Source organism: Deinococcus sp. AJ005 (assembly GCF_009017495.1).
Taxonomy (GTDB): Bacteria; Deinococcota; Deinococci; order Deinococcales; family Deinococcaceae; genus Deinococcus.
Map to the genome: position 1 here is coordinate 245,023 of NZ_CP044990.1, position 24,628 is coordinate 269,650.

Genomic DNA, 24,628 nt, shown 5'->3' on the forward strand with positions numbered 1-24,628 from the left:
CAGACTGACGGGGGCTTCTTTGTGTCTATACCGCTGGCGCTTCTGGCATCTCCCGCATCGCCGCCAGCACGTTTTCCATGTGTGCGTCCAGTTCTACACCCAGTTCGCGCGCGCCCTGTTCCACCTCGTCGCGGTTGACCCCCGCTGCGAAGGCGCGGTTCTTGAAGCGTTTTTTCAGGCTTTTCAGCTCCACCTGCCGCACGTCGCCGTCCGGGCGGACCAGTGCCGACGCCTGCACCAATCCGGTCAGCTCGTCCACCGCGAACAGCGTCTGGGACAGCCGGGTGGTGCGCGGCGTGTTCGTGTAGGCCGCGTGGCCCATGATCGCGTCCAGCACCTCGGGCGCCGCGTCAGTGTTGGCACGTAGATACTCCACGCCCCACGTCGGATGATTGGCAGGGTGCAGTTCGTAGTCGAAGTCGTGCAGCAGCCCGGTTACGGCGTACTGCTCCTCGTCCTCCTGCCAGTGGCGGGCGTACCAGCGCATGGCAGCCTCCACATTCAGCATGTGCCGCCGCAGCGACGCCGAGGGGGTGTGTTCCAGCATGAGGGCGTAAGCCTGGGCGCGGTTCATGCCGTAGAGTCTAGAGAAATCAGAGGGTCTGGAGAAAGAGGACGCCCACACGCTTGCGGACGCCCTCTTCTTTCCCGGCCTTCAGATGCTCAGAACTGTTCAGCGGATATACGTGGCCCACTCCGGCTGCCAGTGGGCAAATTGTCCGTGCGCGTAGACGCCGAAGGTGGGGGCATGCGGGCGCGTCCGCAGGGGCATGGCCGCCTCGTCGGGGGTGCGGTCCCCCTTGCGCTGGTTGCAGGCGCGGCAGGCGGTGACCACGTTGTCCCAGTTGTGCCGCCCACCGCGCGAACGGGGCATCACATGGTCCATGGTCAGTTCCTCGGACGCGCCGCAATACTGGCAGGCGAAGGTGTCGCGCCGTAGCACGTTGCGGCGGTTGAACGGCACCGGATGCACGCGCGGGCGGCGCACGTAGCGGCGCAGACGGATCACGCTGGGGACAATCAGAGTGGTGCTGGGTGAGCGGATCACGTCGTCGCTGTCTTCCAGCACCTCGGCCACGCCGTATTGCAGCAGCGTGATGGCCCGTTTGGTGCTGGTGACGTGCAGCGGTTCGTAGGACGCGTTCAGCACCAGCACGCGCGGCGCGTTCAGGTCCGGCACCACGCGCGCGCTGAGGTTGTCATCAGCCGCCGTGATGCCGTGAGATGGTCGCCCGAGTTCTTCCACCCTGCCCTTGACTGTCATGCCCCGCATTCTACGGCGTGGGGGTCAGAATCATGTTGTGCCTGGACGCCTATTGATGGGGGCGCGGAAGTAAGCGCAATGGCTCAGAAGGGTGGTGGACAAGGCCCGTGAGCCTCCATTTCACCGCTTATCCTCATCCCGTCCGCAGCCCGCCGCGTAGCAGTTCCAGCACGCCATCGGCGATGTACTGCACGGCCAGCGCGCCCAGCAGCACGCCCAGCACGCGGGTGACCACATGTACGCCGGTCACGCCGATCACGCGGGCAATCTGGCCGCTCAGGCGCAGGGCCAGATAACACAGCGCCAGCACGAAGGCGGTCACGAGAAACACCACTGCCAGCAGCAACGGATTGCCGTGCGCGGTGTTGGCCTGAATCATGATCGAGGCCAGCGTACCGGGACCGGCGATCAGCGGAATCGCCAGCGGAAACACGCTGATGTCTTGGCGCTCCTGGGCCTCCGCGCCTTCCTCGGCGGTTTCCTTGCTGCCGCTTGGCCGGGCAAAGACCATATCCAGCGCGATCAGAAATAGCAGCACGCCCCCCGCCACCCGGAAGGCGCTGAGGCTGATGCCCAGGTTTTCCAGCAGGGCGCGGCCCACCAGCCCGAACACCAGGATGATGCCCCCGGCCACCAGCGCGGCTTTCAGGGCCACCTTGCGCCGCTCGAAGCTGGGCCGGTTGCCTGCCAGCCCGATAAAAATGGGCGCGAGGCCAATCGGGTCCATGACCACCAGCATCGTCAAAAATGTTTGCAGGGCGATGCTGGAAACCTCGGTCACGTTCACGCGGCTTAACGTAACACTCCGGGAGCGCGGGGCGTGTGATCTGTGGCGGGCGGTGCGGGGAAAGAACCCGCGTGCCTATTGCCCCACGGCGGGCCGCACGTTCAGTTCCAGAGAGCCGTCCGCGCTGACGGTCCGCCCATTCTTGACCAGGGTGCCCTGCACGCCCGCCGTATAGGTGTTGATGCCGGTGCCGGGCTGGATGGTGATGGTGATGGGAAAGACCTCTCCGGCCTCCACAGCGGTTTTGGGCAACGTGACCACGACGCCAGCGGCGCTGCCTTGACCGTTGAGTTTGAACTGGCCGGGATGGTTCTGGGTGTTGAAGCCGCCGATACGCCCGGTCAGCTCCCGAGTCTCGCCCACCCGCAACGTCAGGCTGGAAATGGATTCTCCGTCCGTCTGGGCCAGTACGACGTAGCCGCCCGCGCAGCCGCTGCCGCGCAGGGCCGAGATGTCACGCGCGCCCACATACAATGCAGGCAGCAATGAAGACACCACCAGCCCCAGCCCCAGCGCCGCCCGTGGAGCGCTGCGCCAGTTGACCGCCGTGAACCCCAGCCCACCCGGCCCCAGCAGCAGCGGCACGATCAGAGCCAGGACCGTGCGGCCCTCGCAGGGGGTGGTCAGCAGCGCGTCGGCCAGGGCGCGCACGCCGAAGGTGATCAGCACGCCGAGACCCCAGCCCAGCAAAAAGGACGGCAGGAATTCCTGAGCGCGGTAGGTCGGGAATTCCTGCGGGGTGGGCTGCGGCTCGGTCATAACGGGAGCCAGCGTAGCGCGCGGGGGGCGGGACGGATGCCGGAGGGGTGCGGGACGTGCTGGGTTGTGGCCTCAGGCCAGCGGTTCTCCGGGGAGCTTCTCCTGCGGCGCGGTGATCGGGGCTGCCGGGCGCGGGGCCAGAATCGCCACCGCCAGCAGGCTCAGGCCCGTGACCAGCACGGCGATGCCCAGACCCGCCGAGGCATTGGGGAAGTATGGGGCGTCCAGCACTGCGCCCTTGATCCCAGCCCCTGCGATCAGCACCAGCCCAGCCGTCCACAGCGTTCTGGCCCAAGAGGTTGCCCCTGCCCGGTGCGCCTGAACCGCCGTGACCAGCCCCACCGCCAGCAGCGCCAGACTGGACGCGATCAGCCAGGGCCGCAGGTCAGCGGTTTGCGGGCTGAAGCGTACCCCCAGGGCCAGTGGCACCAGCAGGGTCCAGCCTCCCAGCCACAGGGCCTGAGCGACGTGCGGCTGCGCTTCGGCAGTGAGCGGGAGTCCTCCAAACGGGCGGGCCAAGCCAGCGAGAAGCGTTAGCCCCCCTGCCGTGCGTGTCAGCCACCACCCGGCAGCCAGGACCAGCCCGCCTGACGCCGCCACATCAATCCGGTTCAGGTCTGCTCCGTATCCACCCGGCCAGCCGGCCATGAGCAGGCTCAGCAGAATCAGGCCGCCCAGGCCCAGCAACGTGTCCATGCGGCCCCCCCAGCTCAGGGTCAGTTTCAGCGGCGCGGTCAGCAGGGCCAGCAGCGCCAGTGCGCCGGGAATGCCCAGCGCGGGCCACCATTGCTGCGTGGCGCGGCCCAGCGCCAGGGCCAGCAGGACCAGCGCCACGCCCTCAGTAAGCTGGCGCGGCGCGACTTCGGTAAAGGTGCGTGGCGTGGCCCGCAGCAGCGCTGCACCTGCCAGCAGGGCCACCACGACGCCCAGAACCAGCAGCGCCGGCGTCTGAGGGACGTCCGTGTTGAAGACCAGCAACAGGCTGCCCAGCGTGACTAGGGGCGCGGCCATCCAGAAGGGGACTGTGTTTCCTGTCCCGCCTGCCCTGCGTGTCCACAGCAGCGCCGCCGCCAGCAGCACTCCGCCCGCCAGCACTCCTATTCCGGCAGCCAGCAGGGCCAGGACCAGCACGGCGCTGCACAGCGCAGCCAGCAGGGTCGGCGTCCGGTGGGGACGGAGGCGGCGGACCTCGCCCTTTTCCTGCGCTGCCCCGCTGACCTGTTTCGGTGGGCGGGCTGCGGTGACCCAGGCGTCCCGGCCCAGTCGCCACGCGGCCAGCAGACCCAGTGCGGCGGGGGCAGCTCCCAGCAGCGCTCTACCCAGATCATCTGGGCGGGCGAGATACACCATTTCTCCTAGCGAGAGGCCCAGCGTCAGGCCCATGCCCCACAGCGCCGTGATTCCCAGGCCCAGCGCCCCCACCCGTAGCCAGAAACGGCTGCGCCCGTACAGGCCCACCAGCAGCAGGGCCGCCGCCACGCTTGCCAGCGCCACAGGCTCAGTGCGCGCGCCCAGCACGCTCAGCGCCAGCGCCCCGGCCACCCCTGTCGCCCCGGCGGTCAGGCTGCCAGCCACCGCGCCTGCCAGTGGCGAGTCCTGTGCTGTTCGGCGGCTCCAGGCCAGTCGGGCCGCCACCAGCAGTGCGGCCAGGATGATCAGAGAGAGGGCCAGCGCTCCTGCCTTCAGTCCATTTTCTCCTGCTACCGCACCCACTGCCGCCGCCACCAGCACCTGCGGGGTCAATACTGCCCACGCCGCGCCCAGGGCCACACCATCGGCGCGGTCTGCTCCTGCGTCCCTGTCCGAATCCTGGCGCAACCGGGTGAGCAATGCCAGCGGCACACTCAGGGCCAGCAGACCGAAGGCCAGCCAGGGCAGTAGGCTCAGGGGTCCGTCGGTAAGTTGCAGCGCGGACGCCAGTTCCTGCGTTCTGGAAGGTAGATTGTCCGCCACATGGCTCTGCGAGGCCACGAACCAACCCACGGGGACCGCGCCTGCTGCTGCAAGCGTGAGGGTCAGGGCCGCGCGGCGGGAGGCGGGAGCGTCAGGGCTGACTTCTCCATCCTGTGCCTTTTCAAAATTTGCCTCTTCAACAGCGGCGTCCTGACCCGCGCGGCCCTGCCAGACCGCCACCGCCGCGAGCAACAGGACTGCGCCCGCCGCCGGGATGGACCAGCGGCCCAGATCGTCGGTGAGCATCCAGGTACTCAGGGCCGCGCCGCCTACCGCCAGCGCCCCCAGAAGCAGTTCGCGGCGGCGCAGGGCGTCCAGCAGCAGCGCCGCGCTCAGACCCAGCAGGCCCAGCATCACCGCTCCCGGTCCCCAGTCGCCGGGCAACCGCTGGGACAGGCTGCCCACGCCCAGCGCCGCCACGCCGTAGCCCAGCCCGCGCAGGGCACCGGACACCGGCCACGGCACCCGCCGCGCGTTGAAGTACAGCAGCCCGCCGAAGGCGAAGACCGCCACCAGCAGCGTCCACGCTGGAGCGCCCAGCGCCCGCAGCGTAAAGGCCAGGCCGCCCAGCACCAGCACCCCGCCGATCAGGCTGATGCGCGCCCGGCTGAATTGCGGCCCCCACAGCGACGGCCCGCGCGGTCTGGGCGGTGCTGGCGGCGTGGCAAGTGGCGGGGCTGGAATTGCTGGTGTGGGTTGATCTTCCGGCCAGATGGGCGCGGCAACCTGGGGAACAGATGTGGCGTGTGGCGTGTGGTTGGCAGCAACCTCTGTCTCTGTTTCAGTCGGCGCTGGAGACGTTTGGAAGCGCGAGGTCCGCAACTCGGTTTCCAGCACTTCCAGGCGCTGGGCCAGGAACCGGGTCTGCTGTCGCGCCTTCCCCGCGCGGGACAGGGCCACGAACGACAAGATCAGCGCCAGAACGGCCAGCAGTTCAAACATGCTCCAGCTTACGCGCCAGTCCGGGGCGTAACAGCGCAATTGGAAGCGGGTTCAAAACAGTTCTTCCCGAACGCAGTTGTGCCGCTCTAAAGCAGTTGTCATTAAAAGACCATCTTAATGACCGAGCGGAGCGAGTGGCTTTTACTCAGCAGGACACAGAATGGAGTCGCCGGAAGGCTTTTGTTCCGGCGACGTAATTCGGGGAACTGCTCTAGCTGACTTTTTCGGGCTGACAGTCCGGGCAAACCCCGATAAATTCCAGCCGCACGTCGGTCACCTGAAACCCGGCGGGCAGCGCGGCGGCAGGCAGTTGGGGCAGTTCGCCTGCGTCCACATCAAAGACCGCGCCGCAGCCCCGGCAAACGGCGTGGTGGTGGTCCTCGCCTGCGCGCTTGTAGTCGTAACGGGTGGCCTGTCCGGCGCGTTCTAGCGTGACCACCACGCCGCCCGCAACCAGGGAGTCCAGCGTGCGGTACACGGTTCCCAGGCTCAGGCTGGGCAGGCTCTGGCGCACCTGTGCGTGAATCCAGGCCGCGTCCGGGTGAGACCGCGCCGCCCGCAGCACCTCAATCACTGCCGCCCGCTGCTTGGTCTGCCGCACCATCGTCATGTAGGCAGTCTAGCAAAGGTGTTCTAGGTAAAAATGGAAGCTTGGGCGGCGCGGCGTTCCTATTCCTCTGGCTACCCCCTTGCATTTCGTTCACCCAAACCCGTAGAACACTGAACGAGATGTCATCTGCCTCAACTTCTGGCCGCCTGCTGGACCTCCTGACCGACACCCCCCAGTCCGGGGAGATGCTGGCCGGGCGGCTGGGCGTGGGCCGCGTGACCGTGAACACGCTGGCCCACGGGTTGCAGGAGGACGGCATTCCGTTGCAGATCACCCGTGCCGGATATGCCCTGACCCCTGGCACGCCCGCGTCGGGGCTGGTGCGCCGGACCGGGACTCTAGGCATGGCCCTGCGTTACCGGGGAACCGTGGGTAGCACCCAGGATGAGGCCCGCGCCTGGGCTGATGACGCGGCGGACCCCGCCCCGCACGGCGCGGTGGTGGTGGCTGAGCGCCAGACCGGCGGGCGCGGACGGCGCGGGCGTGCGTGGACCCCCATCCCCGGAGGCCTGACCTTCAGCGTGCTGCTGGGCGGCGGGGGAGAGGACGGCTGGCCTCCGCTGACCCTGCCCGAACTGGCGTTAATGCCGCTGGCGGCGGGTGTGGCGGTGCAGGCGGCCTGCGGGGTTGGCGGCCTGAAATGGCCCAATGATCTGCTTGCGCCGGATGGTCGCAAACTGGCCGGAATTCTGCTGGAGGCCGATCTGCGCGGCGAGGAAGCCCGGCGCGCGGTGCTGGGCATCGGCCTGAACGTCTCTGATGCCCCGGCTGGTGCGGCCCACTTGAGCGAACTGCGCCCCGAGGTGACCCGAGCGGGGGTGCTGGGTGACATCCTTTCCCAGCTTGATCACTGGCTGCGCGCCCCGCCCGCCGAGATTCTGGACGCCTGGGCGCGGGTCAGCGTGACCCTGGGCCGCCCGGTGCGCGTGCAGACGCCGCGCGGCCCGCTGGAGGGCGTGGCCGAACGCCTGGATGCGGGCGGCAGCCTGATCGTCCAGACCCCGGACGGCCCGCACACCGTCAGCGCCGGGGACGTGGAACTGATCGGCGCACTGAACGGTGGCCCTGCCCCGTAATCCTTCCGATCCCTGAACATTGCCCCCGCCCCCTCTCAAGGAGATCCTATGACCCAGATCACCCACCCCACCCTCGCCCGTACCCTGGCCCCCGCCCCCAGCCTGACCCGTGACCTGCTGCTGATCGCGGGGGGCGCGGCCCTGATCGCCTTGCTGGCACAGGCCGAACTGCCCCTCAAGCCCGTGCCCGTGACCCTGCAAACGCTGGGCGTGTTGCTCGTGGGCGCGGCGCTGGGTTGGAAGCGGGCCTTCGCGGCGCTGGCGCTGTATCTGGCGGTAGGAGCAGTGGGCCTGCCCGTGTTCGCGGGAGGCGTCGGCAGCGTTGCCAAGTTCGTCGGACCCACGGGCGGCTTTCTGCTGGCCTTCCCCTTTGCCGCTGCGCTAGTGGGTTTTCTGGTGGAACGCTTCGCGCTGGACCGCCGCCCCGCTGGCACCGTGCTGGCGATGCTGGCGGGCAGCGCTGTGATCTACGCGCTGGGCCTCCTGTGGCTGGGCGTGGTCACGGGCCTGAGCGGGCAGCCGCTGCTGGGCGCAGGTCTGCTGCCCTTCCTGCCCGGCGACGCCCTGAAGCTGGGGCTGGCCGCGCTGCTGCTGCCGGGAGCCTGGGCGCTGGTGGGCCGCCGCTAAACGCCGGGACCTCTTTTTCAGGCGTGTGCCACTGGAGAGCCTCTGCTCCGGTGGCACACGCTCTTTTTGCGTTGGTTTTCGCCGTGACTGGAAGCTGGCCGTAACAGCATTCATGAAGTCTTTCCCGCCTCATCCAGCCGCGCTATGCTGCGCCGCAGTCATGATTGAACGAAAGCCTCTGGTGTCGCTGGGCGACCTGAACTGGGATGTGCTGGCCAAGCCCGACACCATGCTGCTCTCCGGCGGCGACACCACCGGGCGGCTGGAACTGTCGGGCGGCGGCAGCGCGGCCAATCTGGCGGTGTGGGCGCGGCGGTGCGGCTATCCGTCCACCTTCGTGGGCAAGATTGGCCGGGACCGCTTCGGCGAACTGGCCACTGCCGAGCTTCAGGCCGAGGGTGTGGAGACCGAGCTGATCCTCAGCACCGAGCATCCCACCGGGGTGGTGCTGGCCCTGATTGACCGCCGGGGCCAGCGGGCCATGCTGACCGGGCAGGGGGCGGACTGGGAACTGCTGCCCGCCGAATTGCCGGAGGGTGTGCTGCGGGCGGCGGGTCACCTGCACCTCACCGCCTGGAGCCTGTTCCGCGATCCTCCGCGCGCCGCAGCGCTGGCGGCAGCTCTGCTGTCCAAGTCCTCCAGAACGGGGGAGGGCAACGCCACCCTGAGCCTGGACCCTGGCAGCTTCCAGATGATCCAGCAGATGGGCCGCGAGAACTTCCTGGACATCGTGGACCATGTGCCCTTTGACCTGCTGTTCCCCAACGATGACGAGGCCCGCGCCATGAGCGGCTGCGCCCACTCCGCCGACGCGCTGAGCTGGCTGCGCGAGCGTTACCCACACGCGCTGGTGGTCCTGAAGATGGACGCAGACGGCGCACTCATTGAAGGACCGGACCAGCCCCGCGTGGCGGTGGCCGCCACCCCCGACACCCTGATTGACGCCACCGGGGCTGGGGACGCTTTCGGCGGCGCATTCCTGGCGGGCTGGCTGGCCCACCGCAACGCAGAAAAGGCTGCTCGACTGGCCGTCGAGGTGGGCGGCTGGGTGGTCTCCCGCTTCGGGGCACGCCCCCCCGCCGACGCTGAACTGGCGGCCCGGCTGGCCCGGCATCCGCTAGAGGCCGCGCCTCCTCAGTCCGCGCGGGCCGGGGCGAGCCTGTGACCCGGCTGCGTGGGGGCCGTGCCCCAGTCTGGACCAGGGTTCTGCTGATTCTGCTGGTGTTGCTACTGCTGGCGGCGCTGGGCGCGTTTCTGTATGTCCGTAACCTGACTGCGCCTGCCGGGGGCGCGGCCTACACGCTGGAGGTCAAACCCGGCGACACGCTGGCGGCGGTGGCCCGTGAATTGCAAGGGAAGAAGATCATCAAGAGTGCCGACGCCCTGCGCTTCGTGATGCGCCAGAACGGTACGGCGGGCAGTCTCAAGGAAGGGATGTACGATCTGGACGGCTCCCTGAGCGTGCAGGGGGTGGCCGAGAAGCTGGCGGGTCAGGCGCGCATTCCGGTGATCAACGTGACCGTCCCCGAGGGCAAGCGCATCAAGGATCTCCCGGCCATCTTCCAGAAGGCGGGCTATGACGGCGCGGCCATTCTGGCGGCCCTCAAAGACCCCAGTCTGAGCAAGTACGCCGCCGATACGCAGAAGAATCTGGAAGGGTTCGTCTTCCCGGCCACCTACGAATTCCGGCCCAAAGAAACGCCCCGCAAGATCGTGGAAACGATGGTGGCCCGCATGAACGACGAGTTCACGCCCGAACGGATTGCCAAAGCAAAGGCGCTGGACCTGAGCGTGCGCGACTGGGTAATCCTGGCCAGCATGGTGCAGGCCGAGGCTGCCAACGATCTGGAAATGCCCATCGTGGCCGGGGTGTTCCTCAACCGCATCAAGGACGGGATTGCGCTGGGCAGCGATCCCACCGTGGCTTACGGGCTGGGCAAGGACCTGCCGGACCTGGACCGTTCGGCGGGGGATTTCACCACGGACACGCCGTACAGCACCTATACCCGTATGGGCCTGCCCGCCGGACCCATCAACAATCCCGGTCAGGCCGCCTTGCAAAGTGTCCTGAACGCCAACCTCAAGCTGGCCGATGGACGTGACGCGCTGTACTTTCTGCATGCGCCGAACGGCAAGATTTACGTGAACCACACCTATGCTGAACACCTGCGTGACAACGAGCGGTATCGGTGAAGCAGTGGGCTGGGGCGGCGTCTAGAAAATCTGAAGGTCAACTGGTCAGTATTGGGGTTAAACAACTCTGATCAACAGTTCGGGCAGTTGCTGAAGCCGGGCGAGGATCACGTAGCAGACGCGGTGGTTTCAACTTTTCCCCTTGAGTGGGAAGACAGGGCAGGGGCGAAAAGAACCGCCATTCCAGGGTTACTTCTCGGGTGCTGCTTTACTTTCTGGCACTCCGGGAAGGTGCTGGAGTGTTCATCCATATCGCGAAACCCATAGAGACTGGATTCGTCCCAGTCGTCACACAAAAAGTAGCCGATCAGTATTTTTCAGGCGGAAAGCGAAGCCGCGCCGAGAGGGCAATTCCGCGTTTTGGAGGGTTTCTATCTCCCTCCCTCGCGCGTCAACCACAGGGGCGTTCATGGGTCGTTCAGGGGTGGGCTGTCATGCTCTGTTCAGCTTCAACCTGAACCACCAACGGCGCGTCGTTTGTCCTCCCGCCTCACTTCTGCTTCTGGAGGTTGACCATGTACAGGAACCGTCTTTCTGTGGGCCTCGGCATTCTTCTCTCGGCGGCGCTGCTGGGCTGTGGCAACCACAATATCGGCACGCCCACCCCCACCCCCACCAACGTCGCGCCCGTGGCGGCCTTTGCCCTGACCGGCGATGCTTTCACGGCCAGTGGGGCCTCCGCCTTCAAGACCGTGAAACTGGACGCCACCACCTCCAGCGATCCCAACGGCGACGCCCTGACCTACCGCTGGGATCTGGGAGACGGCAACACGGCCACTGGCCCGGTCGTTTCCACCAGTTACCCGGGCGGGGCGTTCACGGTGAAGCTCACGGTGACGGACCCCGGCGGCCTGAGCAACGCGGCCACCCAGACCCGGACCTACACCCAGGCCGCCGCGACAGGCAGCGCTGATGTGAAAGTCAAGGTCGTGGACACGGGCGGAACCCCCCTGAGCGGCGTGGTCGTCACGCTGTCGGGCAACGTGGGCACCACCGACGCGCTGGGGGTCGCGCAGGTCAGCGGCGATACGGGCCGCCTCAGCCTGCTGAAAGTGGCGCGGGCCGGATTCATGACGCAGACGGTTCAGACCGAACTGAAGACTGGAGCGGCGAACGCCACCATCCAGGTCACTCTGCGCCCCCTGGAAACGGTTCAGACCCTGAACGCAGCCACGGGCGGAACCCTCAGCGCCGGGAGTGGCGCAAGCGTCACCGTGCCTGCCAACGCGTTCGTGGACAGCAGCGGCAACGCGGTCACAGGAATGGTTCAGGCCATGCTGACGCCCATCACAGGCGCAGATGTGACCTTCCCCGGCCACGGTGAGGCCCTGTCGGCGGCGGGAACGCGTGCCAACCTCTTTAGCTACGGCATGCTGGACGTGCAGTTTGCCCAGGGAACGCAGAAGCTTCAGCTTGCGCCGGGCAAGACCGCGCAGTTGCTGCTGGACCTGAATGCCAGCAAGCACCCGGACGGCAGCCCCATTAACGTGGGTGACAGCATTCCGACATGGTGGTTTAACGGTCAGGTAGGGCTGTGGATAGAGGAAAGTGCGGGTCAGGTGATAGCCAGCGCGACTGCGGCCAGCGGCAAGGCCCTGAAGATGACCGTCAACCACTTCACCACCTGGAACTGGGACGCCGTGTACAACGGAAGCAGCACGACCCTAGCCGTGAAATGCATGCACCTGGATGGCGGCGGCAACCCCACGGTGGCGCTGGCGGTGGGGGAGACGTGCCACCTGACCGGATTCATTCAACTGCCGGGCAGCAATGGGATGGCGCAGGTCTGGCACGACAGTTATATCGACTCCACTGGCGTCACCGCCATGGGCATCCCCACCGGAATGGTGGTCACGCTGACGGGAACGGCGAATGGCATGAGTGGCGCGGCCACCACCACCACGGGCAGCTTTCCCACGCTGGCCAGCCCCCTGATCATTCCGCTCAATACCGTGTTTATCGCGCCGCCGCCCAGTAACACGCTCGCCTTCCTGACCCCCGTTGTCAGCGTCACCGACAGCACTGGCGCATTGATGGTCAACGCAGACAACACCCTCACAGTTCCTCCCGGCAGCACGCCGACGTTCACCCTCACCAAGAGCGGCATCCCGCAACCCTTTAGCCCCTGCAATTTCGCCAGCCTCGTGCTGCCCTGCTTGCAGAGTGCTACAGAGACCACGCTTGGGCAGATGCACGTTTCCGTGGTCCTGAGCGGCAATCCCGCCACCTACGCGCTGACCGCCACGCTCGGCGCGCAAACGGCCAGTTACACCATCAGCGTTTACTGAAGCAGGGGGTTCCAATTCTACCCTGAAAGCCGTTCCAGACCGCCTGGATATCTTCGCCCTCCTGCAAAACTGCGGCTATAGCGCCCCCTGACGTTGTGGCCGCGATTTGCCGTCTCGCATACCTGGAAATGGGTGCTGGACGTGGGCCAGACGGCCATCCGTATCGGCACGCCAGCAACTCTCACCCAAATTGACAAGATCGTCTGAAATGCAGAGACTGTTGCGCCGCCTACACTCTGGGCTATGTCCTCCAGCCAGTTCCTGAAACGGCGAAATGCCCTGTGGCAGCGATTGCGCGAGCTGTTGGCGGAGGATGACTCTGCAAATTCCCCGGAGTTTGAGGCGGCCCTGCTTGAACTCTCCGAACTGATCGGCTGGGAGCGGACGCGGGTGCTGGCGGGCCTGGGTTTGACTGAGATGGAGTTGCTGGAGGACCAGCCTTGAGCGGCCCCGAAATCATCCCCTTTGACTGGCAGCGCATCTGGCTGGGCGACGCGCCGCCGCTGTTCCTGCTGGAAATCGTCTTCCGTACCGCCGTGATCTTTCTGTGGTTGCTGTTCCTGTTGCGGCTGACGGGTAAACGTGGGCTGGCCCAGCTCAGCGCGCTGGAACTGGTGATCGTGATTGCGCTGGGTTCGGCGGCGGGCGATCCACTGTTTTACCCGGAAGTGCCACTGCTTCACGCTATGCTGGCTCTGGCCCTGGTGGTGGGCTTTCAGCGGGTGCTGTCGCGGCTGGTGGTGCGCTCCGAGACTGTAGAGAGTTTCATGGAGGGCCAGCCGGTGGAACTGGTGCGCGACGGCGTGTTTGACGTTCGGGTGCTGGAAGGAGCCAACCTCAGTCGCGAAGATTTATTTGAGAAACTGCGCGCCCAGAGCGTCATGCAACTGGGCGAGGTCCGCCGCGCCTACTTTGAGCAGGACGGCACCCTGACCGTGTTCAGCCACGACAAAAATTCGCTGCCCGGCCTGCCCGTGGTGCCGCCGTGGGATTTAGAGAAGCCTGTGGTTCTGAATCCCGATGAGCCGCAGCAGGGCCGTGTGGCCTGTCTGGATTGCGGGCGCGTAGTGCAGGTCAGCGGGTTGCTGGGTGCCTGTGCGTGCGGCGGCAAGGATGGCTGGATGGTGGCCGTGGTTGATCCGCTGGCAGGCCCTTCGGGTGTCTAACTGTCTAACCGCCAGAAGATTTTTTGCGGTTAGACAGTTTGACAGCCTCTACTCCTGCGCCACCAGCAGCAAAGCCCGCCCGTCGTGGTCCCCCGTCGTCTCGGTGGGCGTGTCAAGGGCCGAATCCAGATTCAGATAGCCCTGCGGCTTGAAGATCGTCTTCGCAGCCAGTTGCTTGCTCAGGTCCTCGCGGGCCACCTGAAACGAGCTGTACGGGTGGCCGGGCGTGGGCAGCCAGCGGAAGTTCTCGCGGCTGAACGAGGCGATAAAAATGGTCTTGCCGCTCATGTCAAACGGCCCGAACACGCGCCCGTGGTTGTTGGCGTCGTACCACGGACCATCGCTGAAGGCCAGTCCCTTGCCCTGCGGAAACTGACCCTTCAATTGTCCGTTCAGGAGGCCGTAATAGCCGTCGCTGTGCATGTTCTTGGGACCGTAGCCCGCCTTGTTCATGGCGTCCAGCATCCGCCGGGTAGCGTCCTCGGGCGTCTTCGCAATGGGGTCAACCATGACCACGTTGATCGGCTCGCGCAGGGTGCGGCCCCCTACCTTCTCGCCCAGCCAGGTGGCGTTTTCCAGATTTTTGGTGATCATCCAGCGGCCCAGATCGCCCACGCCGTCAATCTTTTGCACCACGTCGTCGGGTGCGGCGCGGAAGCTGGCGGGATCAGGCAGCGGGCCGGTCTGGGCGGGGGCGCAGGCGGCCAGGGTCAGGGTGAGGGCGCAGAGAGAGAGAAGTGGCAGGGAACGCTTGAACATGGGTGGACCTCCAGGGAAAAGAACAGCAGTGATTTCGCGCAGAATAGGGCATTTTTTACCTTCTCTGCCGTGCAAAAAGGGGGACACTCGCACTTGAATGAATTCGCCTTAAGCGCGATTCTGAAGCAACGAAACGGGCAGATCAGCCCCGGCACAGTTCACTGCCGAAATGCAGGCAACCTCTTAAACTAGGAGCCAGATGACCACCAAAAGCAGCATTAAAAAAGGAAATCTCATGACGACGTTGCTGGGCGGGGCCACCGTGGTCACGCTGGCGGTGGCGATTGTGCTGGGTCTGGCCGCGCCGTTGGACGTGAATCAGGGTTCGCTGGTGCGCCTGATGTTCGTGCATGTGCCGAGCGCGTGGCTCAGTTATCTGGCCTATGGCGGCACGGGTCTGTTCGGCCTGCTGTATCTGATCCAGCGCCAGCGACGCTGGGACCGTCTGGCCCTGGCCAGCGCAGAGATCGGCGTGCTGTTCACGGTGGTCACGATTGTCGGCGGGATGCTGTGGGCCAAACCCACCTGGGGAACGTACTGGGTCTGGGACGCCCGCCTGACCACCACGGCGCTGAGTCTGGTGGTCTACGGCGGCTACCTGCTGATCCGCACTTTAATTGACGATCCCGAACGTCGCGCCCGCGTGTCGGCAGTGGTGGGCATCGTGGGAACGCTGTACGTGCCCGTCAATTACATGGCGGTGGAGTGGTGGCGCGGCGTTCACCAGACCCAGACCCTCAAACTGCTGGGCAAGGTGCGGTTTGACGCCGCCCCGGTGTACGGCTGGGTGCTGCTGATGGCTGTCGTCGCCTTCACCTTCCTGTACCTGTACCTTCTGCGCGTGCGTGGAACATTGGCCGCCCGCGAGGAAGCCCGCGAGGAGCGCGAACTGATGGAAGACTTGGGCACGCCGGGTCAGATGGGGGCGTCTCATGGATAAATACAGCGTTTATGTGATCGTCGTGTACGCCGTAACTTTTGTGCTGTTGCTGGGGTATCTGGTGTGGCTGTGGGCGCGCCTGCGCGCGGTGAAGGATGAGACAGGTGAGGTTCCGAGATGAGCAGTCCCACGCCTAAGCCGCTGCCCCGCGCACGCCAGCGCCGCCGCAATCCGTTGCCCATCGTGCTGGGCGTCACCGCTCTGGTGGGCCTGACTGCCTTTATCGCCTTCGGGAATCTGAACAAGAGCCTGGAATACTTCGTGACCCCCACCGAGTATTCGCAGCAAAAGGCCGAGCTGGAAGGCCGCCCCATTCGCATCGGTGGGCTGGTGCGGGCGGTCAATTATGACCCCCAGACGCTTGATCTGAAATTCGTTGTCTCGGATGGTGGGGCCAGTTTTCCGGTGCAGTACGTAGGCGCAGTGAGTGACCTCTTCAAGGAAAATCAGGGCGTCGTGGTGCGTGGCGAGTTTCAGGGCAACACCTTTCATGCCAACGAACTGATCGTCAAGCACAGCGAGGAATACAACGTTCCCAAGACGCAGACCGAGCTGAAGGACATGCTTCAGCAGACGCAGTAATGGGGGGCGGGATGGATTCTGATCGCCTCCCGCGCTCTGCATTCCCGGAGGAACACCCGTGCTTAATCTGATTTCTTTCCAGTCCAGCGCCCTGGGTTCGCTGGGGCAGATCGCGCTGCTGGGCGCGCTTGCCTTCACGCTGGCGGGCATGACACTGGCCTTCGTGGGCGGTATCCGTGCCGACGCGCGGGTGGTGGAGGCAGCGCGCCGGGCAACATGGGCCGTTTTTGCCCTCGTTACGTTGGGCATTCTGGTGCTGATGGTGGCGCTGCTCAAGGACGACTTCACAGTGCGCTACGTGGCCGAACATTCCATGCGCGCCTCGCCCACCTGGATCAAGATCACCAGCCTGTGGGGCGCGCTGGAGGGCAGCATCCTGCTGTGGGCGTGGCTGCTGTCGGGCTTTGCGGTCATCCTGTCGCTCACGTTGCGGCGCGACGCCCTGCGGCCCTGGGCACTGGGCACCATGTTCGTCAGCCTGCTGTTCTTCGTGGGCCTGTGCGCCACCATCGCCTCGCCGTTCACGCCCGTCTCTGGCCTGCTGGCCGATGGGCGCGGCCCCAATCCAGCCTTGCAGAACCACTGGATGATGGCCGTTCACCCGGTCCTGCTTTACCTGGGCTTCGTGGGCCTGAGCGTGCCGTTTGCCTATGCGGTGGCCGCCCTCGTCACAGGCCGATTGAGCGATCACTGGGTAGTGATCACGCGCCGCTGGACACTGGTGGCCTGGGTCTTCCTGACCGCTGCCATCGTCGCGGGCGGCTGGTGGAGTTACGAGACGCTGGGCTGGGGCGGCTACTGGGCCTGGGACCCGGTGGAGAACGCCTCCTTTATTCCGTGGCTGCTGACCACCGCCTTCCTGCACAGTATTCAGATTCAGGAAAAGCGTGGGCTGATGCGCTCGTGGAACGTGTGGCTGATCGTGCTGGCTTATTCCAGCACCGTGCTGGGCACTTTCCTGAACCGCAGCGGCATCGTCCAGAGCGTCCACGCCTTCGCGGGCGGCCCGGTGGGGCCAGTCTTCCTGGGGTTCCTGGCCTTCCTGCTGATCGTGGGCATCGGTCTGGCCGCGTGGCGCGCGCCCGCCCTGCGTGACGAGGCGGAGGTTCCCGCCCCGGTCAGCCGTGAGGGCGCGTTCCTGGCGGGCAACTGGCTCTTTTTAGTCTTCGCATTTATGGTGCTGCTGGGCACGCTGTTTCCCACCTTCGTGGAAGCGGTGCAGGGCCGCCGGGACGCCAGCGTGGGACCCGCCTTCTACAACGCCTTCGCCATTCCGCTGGGCCTGGGCCTGATGCTGCTGATGGGCGTGGGACCGCTGCTGCCCTGGCGGCGCGCGGACGGTCAGAATTTGATGCGGGCGCTGGTGCCGCTGCTGGCCTCCGGCGTGGGCGCAGCGCTGATCGCCTTCGTGTTCGGCATCCGCGCAACGGGCGTGCTGCTGACTATTGCGCTGGCGGCCTATAACATCGTCGGCTTGGGCTTGCTGACCGCCCGCGCGGCGCGGCAGAGCGGTGGCCTGGGCAGGACGCTTCAGGCGCAACCCCGCCGTTATGGTGCGTACACCGCCCACATCGGTCTGGTGGTGCTGGCGCTGGGCATCGCCTTCAGCGGCGCGTACCGTCAGGATGCCCAGGCCACGCTGAACCTGCGGGCCGCCGCCCCCACCACCCTGCTGCACGAGCAGTTGGAATTGACCGGGCTGCGGCAGCAGGACCGGGGTTTTGGAACCTCTGCCATCGCGTCCGTGTCCATTGACGGCAAGCCTTTTGAGGCGCGGCTGAACACCTACGTTCAGGCCCCCGGCACCCTCTTTCCCGCTCCCGCCGTGCGTTACGGCGCGCTGGGTGACACCTATCTGGTGGTCACGAGCATTGACCCCAAGGGCCAGTGGGCCAGCATCCGCCTGATTGAAAGCCCGCTGGTATCGTGGATCTGGTGGGGCACGCTGATCATCTGCCTGGGCGCGGGCCTCACGCTGGTCAGCCCGGCGCGGCCTGTGCTGCGCGCTGCCCCCGCTGGGCTGGCCCCGGCGACGGACTAGAGAGGCAGAAGCAGGCTGAACCGCCATTGAGAGTTGACTATGACTGACACACCTTCCACCCAAACAACCAAACCCAATCCCGCTCCCATCTGGAAGCGTGCCATTCCTCCCCTGATCGCGGCGGCGCTGGTGGGTGTGCTGGGTTACACGCTGCTCAGCCCGGCCAAGAATGTCACCACGGGCGGCCCGCTGATCGGCAAGGCCGCGCCCGCCTTTACCCTGACCAGTCTGGACGGCGTTCCCATCAGTCTGGCAAGCCTGAAGGGCCGCCCCGTCGTCCTCAATTTCTGGGCGTCGTGGTGCGGCCCCTGCCGCGAGGAAGCGCCGCTGTTCCGCGAACTGGGAACGCAGCAGACGGCGGACGGCGTGGCGATTCTGGGCATCCTGTTTCAGGAAACAAAAGAGCAGAACGCCCGTGATTTCATCAAGGAATACGCGCTGGCCTACCCCAACCTGCGGGACCCCGGCATTAATACAGGCGTGGATTACGGCGTGTCTGGCATTCCCGAAACCGTTTTTATTGACAAGGCGGGCATCGTGCAATTCATGGACCGGGGCGGCCTGACCCGCGAACGCCTGAACGCGGGGCTGGAGAAGATCGGTGTGAAGGGGATATGACGTTCTCCAGGGATTCTGGGCTGTGGGGCACAGGGGAGAGGTCCAACCGTCTAACGGTCAAACGGTCTAACCGCAAAACGGGCGTCTTTCTGCCCGCCGCACTCTGCCTCCTCCTCTCCTTCGCCCAGGCTGCTGCCCCCACCACGTCGCCCGCCACCCTGCCCCCCGCGCAGGAGCAGCGTGCCGTCGCCATCCAGAGGAATCTGCGCTGCCCGCTGTGCGACACCGGGGAATCCATCGCGGAATCGCGCAGCGACATCAGCATCAAGATGCGCTCCTCGGTGCGCGAACAGATCGTGGACGGGCGCAGCGATTCGGAGATCTACACCTTCTTCTCTCAGCGCTACGGCAATTTTGTGCTGCTGGACCCGCCCAAGACCGGGCGCAACCTGCTGCTGTGGGGCGCGCCGCTGCTGGCGCTGGCAGGCGGAGGCGCGGCGCTGTGGGCCTTTCTGCGCCGCAAGGGAACGGCTACGGCCCCGGCTGGTGCGGCGCAGGACGCCGAACCCTACGACTCCTACCTGGATCAGGTGCGCCGTGACACGGGCGGAGGTCAGGGGTGATTTTCAGCCTGATTCTGCTGGTGCTGATCGGTGCGGCGGCGCTGTGGCTGGTGCTGGAACCCCTGCGCCGCGCTGCCCCCGAAGACCCGGACGCTCCCGAACGTGCCCGACTGGCTGCCGAACGGGACCGCCTCTACGGCGAGTTAAATACGCTGGAGGACGAGAGTCGCCGCCCCGATCTGGAACGCCGCGCCGCCCTGACGTTGCGGGCATTAGACGCCCTGCCTCCCGCCTCTAAATCCAAGAATCCGGCCCGTTCGCGCACGCTGGCGCTGATCGGTGTGGGGGTGGCCGCGCTGCTGACGGTGGCGGGCGCGCTGACCTTCATTCCGCGCTGGCAACTGGCCTCGCTGGATGCGGGCGAGGCCGGAAAGGTGCAGGCGGTCCTCAAACTCCCCGGCCTGAAGGCGACGGCCCAGCGCACAGAAAAGAACGCCGATTATCTGGCCTGGGGCCGCGCGGCCTTTGATTCGTCCAATTACGATCAGGCGGTCAGCGCCTACGGCAACGCCCTGAAAACTGATCCGCGCCAGCCCGAAGCATTGCGCCGACTGGGCATTTTGCTGCTCACACGCGGCGAACAGACCGGACAGCAGCTCAGCACCGAGGACGCCCAGCGCGCCGCCTTGCTGATCCGCACCGCCGCTCAGCTCGCCCCCAAAGAACCTGAATCCCAGTTGCTGCTGGGGTTCGCGCTGTCCCGCTTCGGCCAGGATCAGGACGCCCTGAATGCCCTGGAGCGCTACCGCACCCTGGACCCCGCCGGGCGCGATGCCGACGACGTGATTACCTCTCTGCGTGCCCGCCTGAACCAGAGCGATCCGGCCTTGAGCCTGTATGCCGGAAGCTGCGCCTCGTGCCACGGTGCGTCTGGCGCGGGCGGCATTGGCCCCAGCCTGCGCGAATCTACCCTGAGCCGCGCGGCCCTGCGGAGCATCACCGTGAACGGCAAGGGGGCCATGCCCGCCTACCCACAGTTGAAGGACGCCCAGCTCAAGCTGCTGCTGGACCTGATGGAAAAATGGCAGAAGGAGGGATGAAGATGCGGCAGACAGGGCGTCTTTTGCCGTTAGACGGTTTGATTGTCAGACGGTTTGACCTCTCTCTCGTATCCCGCCCCCCAGCATGACCACCCGCCGCGCCCTTCTGGAGAAGTGGTGGCTGATTCCCGTCGCCGCTACTGCCGGAGCCTTCGGCTACATGGGCTGGTACGCCACCCGCGTCACGCTTGGCAAGCAGAAGGCTGGAGCGCCGAACTTTCAGGCGGCGTTAGCTCAGCGAATTGCGCCCCTGACCGACTTAAAGACCGAATGGGCCGACGTGAGTTTCACCTACGCGGGCCGTCCCTGCGCGCTTTTGCGCGTGCCGCAGGCGGTGGCGGGGGGGCTAGAACTGCCGGAAGGCGGGCATCTGGTGGCCTATTCGCGCGTCTGCACGCACCTGGGCTGCACGGTCAATCTGGTGCGTGACCCGGAGGTGCTGGCCTTCGCCTTCAATTACCGCCCGCCGCGTGACGCCCAGCATCCGCAACTGGGCTGCCGCTGCCATTTCAGCGTGTTTGACCCCTTGCAGGCCGGGGACGCGGTGTTCGGCAAGGCCAACGGCCCGCTGCCCCGCGTGCGGTTGGAACTGCGCGGTCAGGAAATCTGGGCGACAGGCATCGAACCCGCCCCGAATCAGGACGGCTAGACTGTGCCCATGAGCGGCGTGACCCTGCATCCGGTGGCCTCCAGCATGATGAGCCACATCGGCCATGACCCGGCCAGCAAGACCCTGACCATCCTTTTTAACAGCGGCAAGCGTTACGACTATGACGGTGTGCCGCAGGAGGTCTATGAACGGTTTCTGGCGGCATCCTCGCAGGGATCGTTTTTCAGGAACGAGATCGATGACTGCTATGAATACCGTCAGGTGCGCGGACGGGGGTGAGCGGCGTGACCCTGACCTGTGGCGACGATCTAGCTGCGTCGGGCGTGCTGATTGCCGCCGCCCTACACCTTAAAGCCCGTGGTGAACCCCTGTGGCCTGAAAGTAGCCTGACGCCCGAACGCCTCGCCCGTCACTACCCCCAGCAGGGCTGGCGCGTGATCTGGCGCGGCGACGTGGCGGTGGCCTGCCTGTGCCTGCTGGAATCGGACCCGTTGTTCTGGCCGGACGATGCTGCGGGGGAGGCCCTGTATTTGCACAAACTGGCCGTTCACCCGGAGGCACGGGGCCAGGGCTGGTCGGCCCTGCTGTTGCAAGAGGCCGTATGCGAGGCGGCAGAACGTGGCAGGACCTGGCTCAAGCTGGACACGGCCACGGCACGTCCCAAACTGCGCGCCATCTACGAAGATTTCGGTTTCCAGAGCGTCGGCCAGCGCACGATCAAGGGCTTCGACGTGACCCTGTACAGGTTGCCCACCTGAACAGGAAGAGGGCGAGGCCGGAGCAACACGCCCTGGCCTCGCCTGAGTAAAATGAAAGATTGAGGTTCAGCGCCGCCCCACCCTGTCCGCGCCTTTCAGAAGTGCGTCTTGCGCGCGTTCCAGACCCTGTACCAGCTCGGCCATCTGCCTGATCTGACTGCTCACCAGCAAGAACTCGGCGGGTGTGGTCCAGCCGGGACGTGGAATGATCTTCAGCAGCCTTTCCAGACGGTCCGATGCCGCCAGTTCGCGCTGCATGGCCCGCAGCGACTCGATCTCGCGGCCCAGTTGCTTGAGGTCGTGGTCTGGGTTGTCGTGGCCGGGGTTGATGATTCCGGCGGGTTCATGGACATTGCTCCTGTTGTGCGCGGCTTCCTGCATCCTGGTCTCCTCCCTGTGGAGTGGAGGCGCGGTTCCATTCCCTGGCTCCCCCCCGGAAGTGGTCTGGAACCGCGCTTGAGAACAGTGTCGGACAGGCACCGTGACCAGACCATGATCGGAATGTTACAAAGCATGACCGCTGCTATTCCACCCACGTCACCGTGATTTCTTCCCAGCGTGCGGGCAGGGTCAGGCGCAGCACGCCGTCCTCGTAGGAAAAGGAGGCGGCCCCGTGGACCTCGCGGATCGGCTCCAGGCCGATGATGTGCAGGACCTCGCGCTGTTCGGGCAGGGCGGCCTCGCCCTCGGTCTCGCGGCGGATGCTCAGCGTTCCGCCTTCGCGGTCCCCCACCAGACGGGTGAATCGGCCCCCCACCGGGCCGTCCCCGGCGTCCTCGTACAGGTGGCCCACGAAGCCGGTCTCGCCCAGGTGGGCCAGCCAGGTCACGCGCTCCCAGCGGGCCTGCGTGGTGTGCGCGGTAGCTTCAGTCAGCGGCAGCGCCTCGCCTGCTTTCAGATACAGCGGCAGCGTGTGCAGCGGCGCGTCGGCGGTCACGTAGGCCGGGCCGTCGTGGATGGCCCCGAATTCGGCCAGATTGAACACGGAAGCCCAGCGCCCCGCCGGGAGGTAGACCTGCCGTTTGCTGTGGCCCGCCGCCATCACCGGGGCCACCATCAACCCCTGGCCCAGCAGGTATTGACTGTCTGCACGCAGGGCGTCCTCGTCGCCCGCGTGGTGCAGTGCCAGCGGACGCAGGATCGGCAGCCCGGTGCGGCTGGCCCCATACGCCAGCGTGTACAGGTGCGGCAGCAGGCGGTAACGCAGCTCCAGCGCGGCGCGAATGATGCTGGTGTACGGCTCGCCGAAGCGCCAGGGTTCCTGGTCCGCCGTGCCCTGCGCCGAGTGGTTGCGGAGGAAGGCGTACCCCACCGCCGCCTGATACCAGCGCGCCAGCAGTTCCCCGGTGGTGTCGCCGCCAAAACCCCCTACGTCCGCTGATGCAAAGGGAATCCCGCTGAGGCCCAGGCCCCCGATCATCGGCAGGCTAAGGGCCAGATGGGACCACGTCGCGGCGTTGTCCCCGGTCCAGACGGTGGCGTGGCGCTGAATCCCCGCGTACCCGGCCCGCGAGATGATCCACGGGCGAATCTGCGGGCTGTACTTGGCGTACCCGGCGCGGCTGGCCTGACTCATGGGGTTGGCGTAGGCGTTGTGCATCTCCAAGTGGCTGTGGGCACCGTGCAGGGCGTCGTAGGGCAGCGTTTTTCCTTCTGTCTCGCGCGGCTGGGCCAGCGAGAAGCAGGCGGGTTCGTTCATGTCGTTCCACTGGCCCTGGATTCCGGCGTCAGTGAACAGCTTGTGGTGGGCGGCCCACCACGCCACCACTTCCGGGCGGGTGAAGTCGGGAAACACCGCTGGATCGGGCCAGACCTCGCCCACCAGCACATCGCCGCGTGCGGTGCGGATCAGGTAGTCGTTTTTCAGGGCTTCCTCGTACACGTCGTAGCCCGGCTCGGCCTTGATGCCCGGATCAATGATCGGCACCAGCTTGACGCCCTCTTTCGCGGCCTCTTTCACAAACGCCTTGAGGTCCGGGAAGCCCGAACGGTTGACCGTCCAGACCTTGAAGGCGTCCATGTATTCAATGTCGATATACACGCTGTCCAGTGGCAGATCGCGCTCGCGGTAACCCGCGATGACGGCACGCAAGTCGTCTGCCGTGCGGTAGCCCCAGCGGCTCTGGGCGGCCCCCAGTGCCCACAGCGGGGGCATCGGCGAGTATCCGGTCAGATCGGCGTAGCGGCGCAGCACGTCCGCTGGGCGCGGTCCGGCCAGAATGTACACGTCCAGTTCCGGCCCCGCTGAGGCGAACTCCAGCGCCCGTGGGTTGGTGCGGGCCACGTCCGCCGTCATGCGCCACGTCTCGTCCACGAAAATTCCGTGGGCGCGTTCGCCCTGCACCACCGTGGTAAACGGCACGCTGATGTACAGCGGATCGGTGTCGGTGTGGTGCGGGTAGCAGTCGGTGTTCCAGAACGTGAGGTGCATCCCGCGCTTGTCCAGCGGCCCCACGCGCTCGCCGAAGCCCAGATAGGCCGCGCCGTCGGGGGCGTCCACGCTCAGGCGGCTGCGGCGCAGGTTGAAGCGCTCGGCGTCCAGGGCGGGGCGGGCCGTGGGCGCGTCGCCGTTCCAGTCGGGCACGCTGGTCAGCTCTCTGTCCTGCTTGCCGTCCGGGTTCTCCGTGACCCGCCACGCGCCGCTCACGCGGTTCAGATGCAGGGTCAATCCACCGCCGCCCACGCGCATGGTTTCGCCGTCCTCCTGCACACTCAGGCGTTCAGCCTCGGGGAGATCAGGGCGCAGGGCAAAGCTGCGTTTCTCGCTCAGGCGCGGGAAGCCCAGGCCGTTCGCCCGTGCTTGCGGGGCCAGCCGCACCCGCAGCACCCCCGGCAACGGCGCGCTGACCACCAGCACGTCTGTTTCGCCCCACACGCGCACCTGCGCGCCGCCGCTTTCCATCACGAACTGGCCTAATCTCATTGTTCACAGAGTAGCGTTTTGGTGCCTGGGCAGGCGGGGGCGGGTCTGAAACTTCGAGAGTTTGAGTAGTTGGATTTTAGGGCTGCCCTGCCCGCTCAACCCCTCCCCACCTCCGGGGGACCTCCCCTT

At 66.1% G+C, this 24,628-nt stretch carries 26 protein-coding genes; 17 read left to right on the forward strand and 9 right to left on the reverse strand.

Annotated elements, in window-relative coordinates; genetic code table 11:
* Positions 1-25: 25 nt before the first annotated feature.
* The 6 genes from DAAJ005_RS03220 to DAAJ005_RS03245 all read right to left on the reverse strand — a co-directional run bounded on the left by DAAJ005_RS03220 (position 26) and on the right by DAAJ005_RS03245 (position 6,315).
* Entirely contained in the window at positions 26-574 is a 549-nt protein-coding gene (locus DAAJ005_RS03220) for an HD domain-containing protein (RefSeq protein ID WP_151845856.1), read from the reverse strand.
* A gap of 99 nt (positions 575-673) precedes the next feature.
* Positions 674-1,264 (reverse strand): HNH endonuclease, encoded by a 591-nt coding sequence (locus DAAJ005_RS03225; protein ID WP_151845857.1) that lies wholly within the window; start codon positions 1,262-1,264, stop codon positions 674-676.
* A gap of 133 nt (positions 1,265-1,397) precedes the next feature.
* Positions 1,398-2,051, reverse strand: a complete 654-nt coding sequence (locus DAAJ005_RS03230) for a MarC family protein (RefSeq protein WP_151845858.1) — start codon at positions 2,049-2,051, stop codon at positions 1,398-1,400.
* Between the two features lie 75 nt (positions 2,052-2,126).
* Positions 2,127-2,810, reverse strand: a complete 684-nt coding sequence (locus tag DAAJ005_RS03235) for a hypothetical protein (protein WP_192930841.1) — start codon at positions 2,808-2,810, stop codon at positions 2,127-2,129.
* 72 nt (positions 2,811-2,882) lie between these two features.
* A complete protein-coding gene (locus DAAJ005_RS18845) occupies positions 2,883-5,705 on the reverse strand; it encodes a hypothetical protein (protein WP_192930842.1) in 2,823 nt (940 codons plus the stop codon).
* Positions 5,706-5,916: 211 nt separating this feature from the next.
* Complete coding sequence (locus DAAJ005_RS03245) at positions 5,917-6,315, reverse strand: Fur family transcriptional regulator (RefSeq protein WP_151845859.1); 399 nt, start codon at positions 6,313-6,315, stop codon at positions 5,917-5,919.
* 119 nt (positions 6,316-6,434) lie between these two features.
* Here DAAJ005_RS03245 and DAAJ005_RS03250 point away from each other — a divergent pair, with 119 nt between their 5' ends.
* The 7 genes from DAAJ005_RS03250 to DAAJ005_RS03280 all read left to right on the forward strand — a co-directional run bounded on the left by DAAJ005_RS03250 (position 6,435) and on the right by DAAJ005_RS03280 (position 13,665).
* Positions 6,435-7,391 (forward strand): biotin--[acetyl-CoA-carboxylase] ligase, encoded by a 957-nt coding sequence (locus DAAJ005_RS03250; RefSeq protein WP_151845860.1) that lies wholly within the window; start codon positions 6,435-6,437, stop codon positions 7,389-7,391.
* A gap of 48 nt (positions 7,392-7,439) precedes the next feature.
* A complete protein-coding gene (locus DAAJ005_RS03255; protein ID WP_151845861.1) occupies positions 7,440-8,018 on the forward strand; it encodes a biotin transporter BioY in 579 nt (192 codons plus the stop codon).
* Positions 8,019-8,178: 160 nt separating this feature from the next.
* Positions 8,179-9,183 carry a carbohydrate kinase family protein gene (locus tag DAAJ005_RS03260; protein WP_151845862.1) on the forward strand — a complete coding sequence of 335 codons (1,005 nt, stop codon included), beginning with the start codon at positions 8,179-8,181 and terminating at the stop codon, positions 9,181-9,183.
* Positions 9,180-10,211 carry an endolytic transglycosylase MltG gene (mltG, locus tag DAAJ005_RS03265; protein WP_151845863.1) on the forward strand — a complete coding sequence of 344 codons (1,032 nt, stop codon included), beginning with the start codon at positions 9,180-9,182 and terminating at the stop codon, positions 10,209-10,211. Before DAAJ005_RS03260 ends, mltG begins: the two co-directional genes overlap by 4 nt.
* Positions 10,212-10,726: 515 nt before the next feature.
* On the forward strand, positions 10,727-12,499 hold the full coding sequence (locus DAAJ005_RS03270) for a PKD domain-containing protein (protein WP_151845864.1): 1,773 nt from the start codon (positions 10,727-10,729) through the stop codon (positions 12,497-12,499).
* Positions 12,500-12,742: 243 nt separating this feature from the next.
* Complete coding sequence (locus DAAJ005_RS03275; protein WP_151845865.1) at positions 12,743-12,943, forward strand: hypothetical protein; 201 nt, start codon at positions 12,743-12,745, stop codon at positions 12,941-12,943.
* Positions 12,940-13,665, forward strand: a complete 726-nt coding sequence (locus tag DAAJ005_RS03280; RefSeq protein WP_151845866.1) for a DUF421 domain-containing protein — start codon at positions 12,940-12,942, stop codon at positions 13,663-13,665. The genes DAAJ005_RS03275 and DAAJ005_RS03280 overlap by 4 nt, the downstream gene beginning before the upstream one ends.
* Positions 13,666-13,713: 48 nt before the next feature.
* Here the strand turns inward: DAAJ005_RS03280 and DAAJ005_RS03285 are convergent, their stop codons facing one another.
* Positions 13,714-14,424 carry a hypothetical protein gene (locus DAAJ005_RS03285; protein WP_151845867.1) on the reverse strand — a complete coding sequence of 237 codons (711 nt, stop codon included), beginning with the start codon at positions 14,422-14,424 and terminating at the stop codon, positions 13,714-13,716.
* Between the two features lie 199 nt (positions 14,425-14,623).
* Between DAAJ005_RS03285 and ccsA the strand changes: the two genes are divergently transcribed.
* From ccsA to DAAJ005_RS03335, 10 genes are all read left to right on the forward strand, one after another.
* The gene (gene ccsA, locus DAAJ005_RS03290; RefSeq protein ID WP_226342543.1) at positions 14,624-15,364 is read left to right on the forward strand and encodes a cytochrome c biogenesis protein CcsA; all 741 of its coding nucleotides are present in this window, start codon (positions 14,624-14,626) and stop codon (positions 15,362-15,364) included.
* Positions 15,357-15,485 (forward strand): heme exporter protein CcmD, encoded by a 129-nt coding sequence (ccmD, locus tag DAAJ005_RS03295; protein ID WP_075833737.1) that lies wholly within the window; start codon positions 15,357-15,359, stop codon positions 15,483-15,485. Before ccsA ends, ccmD begins: the two co-directional genes overlap by 8 nt.
* The gene (gene ccmE / locus DAAJ005_RS03300) at positions 15,482-15,946 is read left to right on the forward strand and encodes a cytochrome c maturation protein CcmE (RefSeq protein ID WP_151845868.1); all 465 of its coding nucleotides are present in this window, start codon (positions 15,482-15,484) and stop codon (positions 15,944-15,946) included. Before ccmD ends, ccmE begins: the two co-directional genes overlap by 4 nt.
* A gap of 58 nt (positions 15,947-16,004) precedes the next feature.
* Positions 16,005-17,987 (forward strand): heme lyase CcmF/NrfE family subunit, encoded by a 1,983-nt coding sequence (locus tag DAAJ005_RS03305; RefSeq protein WP_151845869.1) that lies wholly within the window; start codon positions 16,005-16,007, stop codon positions 17,985-17,987.
* A gap of 39 nt (positions 17,988-18,026) precedes the next feature.
* A complete protein-coding gene (locus tag DAAJ005_RS03310; protein ID WP_075833741.1) occupies positions 18,027-18,605 on the forward strand; it encodes a TlpA family protein disulfide reductase in 579 nt (192 codons plus the stop codon).
* Positions 18,602-19,168, forward strand: coding sequence for a cytochrome c-type biogenesis protein (locus DAAJ005_RS03315; RefSeq protein ID WP_151845870.1), 567 nt, complete (start codon positions 18,602-18,604; stop codon positions 19,166-19,168). The genes DAAJ005_RS03310 and DAAJ005_RS03315 overlap by 4 nt, the downstream gene beginning before the upstream one ends.
* Positions 19,165-20,208: a c-type cytochrome gene (locus DAAJ005_RS03320; protein ID WP_151845871.1), complete on the forward strand. Its 1,044-nt coding sequence runs from the start codon at positions 19,165-19,167 to the stop codon at positions 20,206-20,208. Before DAAJ005_RS03315 ends, DAAJ005_RS03320 begins: the two co-directional genes overlap by 4 nt.
* Before the next feature lie 85 nt (positions 20,209-20,293).
* The gene (locus DAAJ005_RS03325) at positions 20,294-20,857 is read left to right on the forward strand and encodes a Rieske 2Fe-2S domain-containing protein (protein WP_151845872.1); all 564 of its coding nucleotides are present in this window, start codon (positions 20,294-20,296) and stop codon (positions 20,855-20,857) included.
* 9 nt (positions 20,858-20,866) lie between these two features.
* Entirely contained in the window at positions 20,867-21,097 is a 231-nt protein-coding gene (locus DAAJ005_RS03330) for a KTSC domain-containing protein (RefSeq protein ID WP_151845873.1), read from the forward strand.
* Positions 21,098-21,102: 5 nt separating this feature from the next.
* The gene (locus DAAJ005_RS03335; protein ID WP_226342544.1) at positions 21,103-21,576 is read left to right on the forward strand and encodes an N-acetyltransferase; all 474 of its coding nucleotides are present in this window, start codon (positions 21,103-21,105) and stop codon (positions 21,574-21,576) included.
* Positions 21,577-21,642: 66 nt separating this feature from the next.
* Here DAAJ005_RS03335 and DAAJ005_RS03340 read toward each other — a convergent pair whose 3' ends face one another.
* On the reverse strand, positions 21,643-21,957 hold the full coding sequence (locus DAAJ005_RS03340; RefSeq protein WP_151845874.1) for a hypothetical protein: 315 nt from the start codon (positions 21,955-21,957) through the stop codon (positions 21,643-21,645).
* A gap of 142 nt (positions 21,958-22,099) precedes the next feature.
* Positions 22,100-24,499, reverse strand: coding sequence for a glycoside hydrolase family 31 protein (locus DAAJ005_RS03345; RefSeq protein ID WP_151845875.1), 2,400 nt, complete (start codon positions 24,497-24,499; stop codon positions 22,100-22,102).
* Positions 24,500-24,628: the final 129 nt, after the last annotated feature.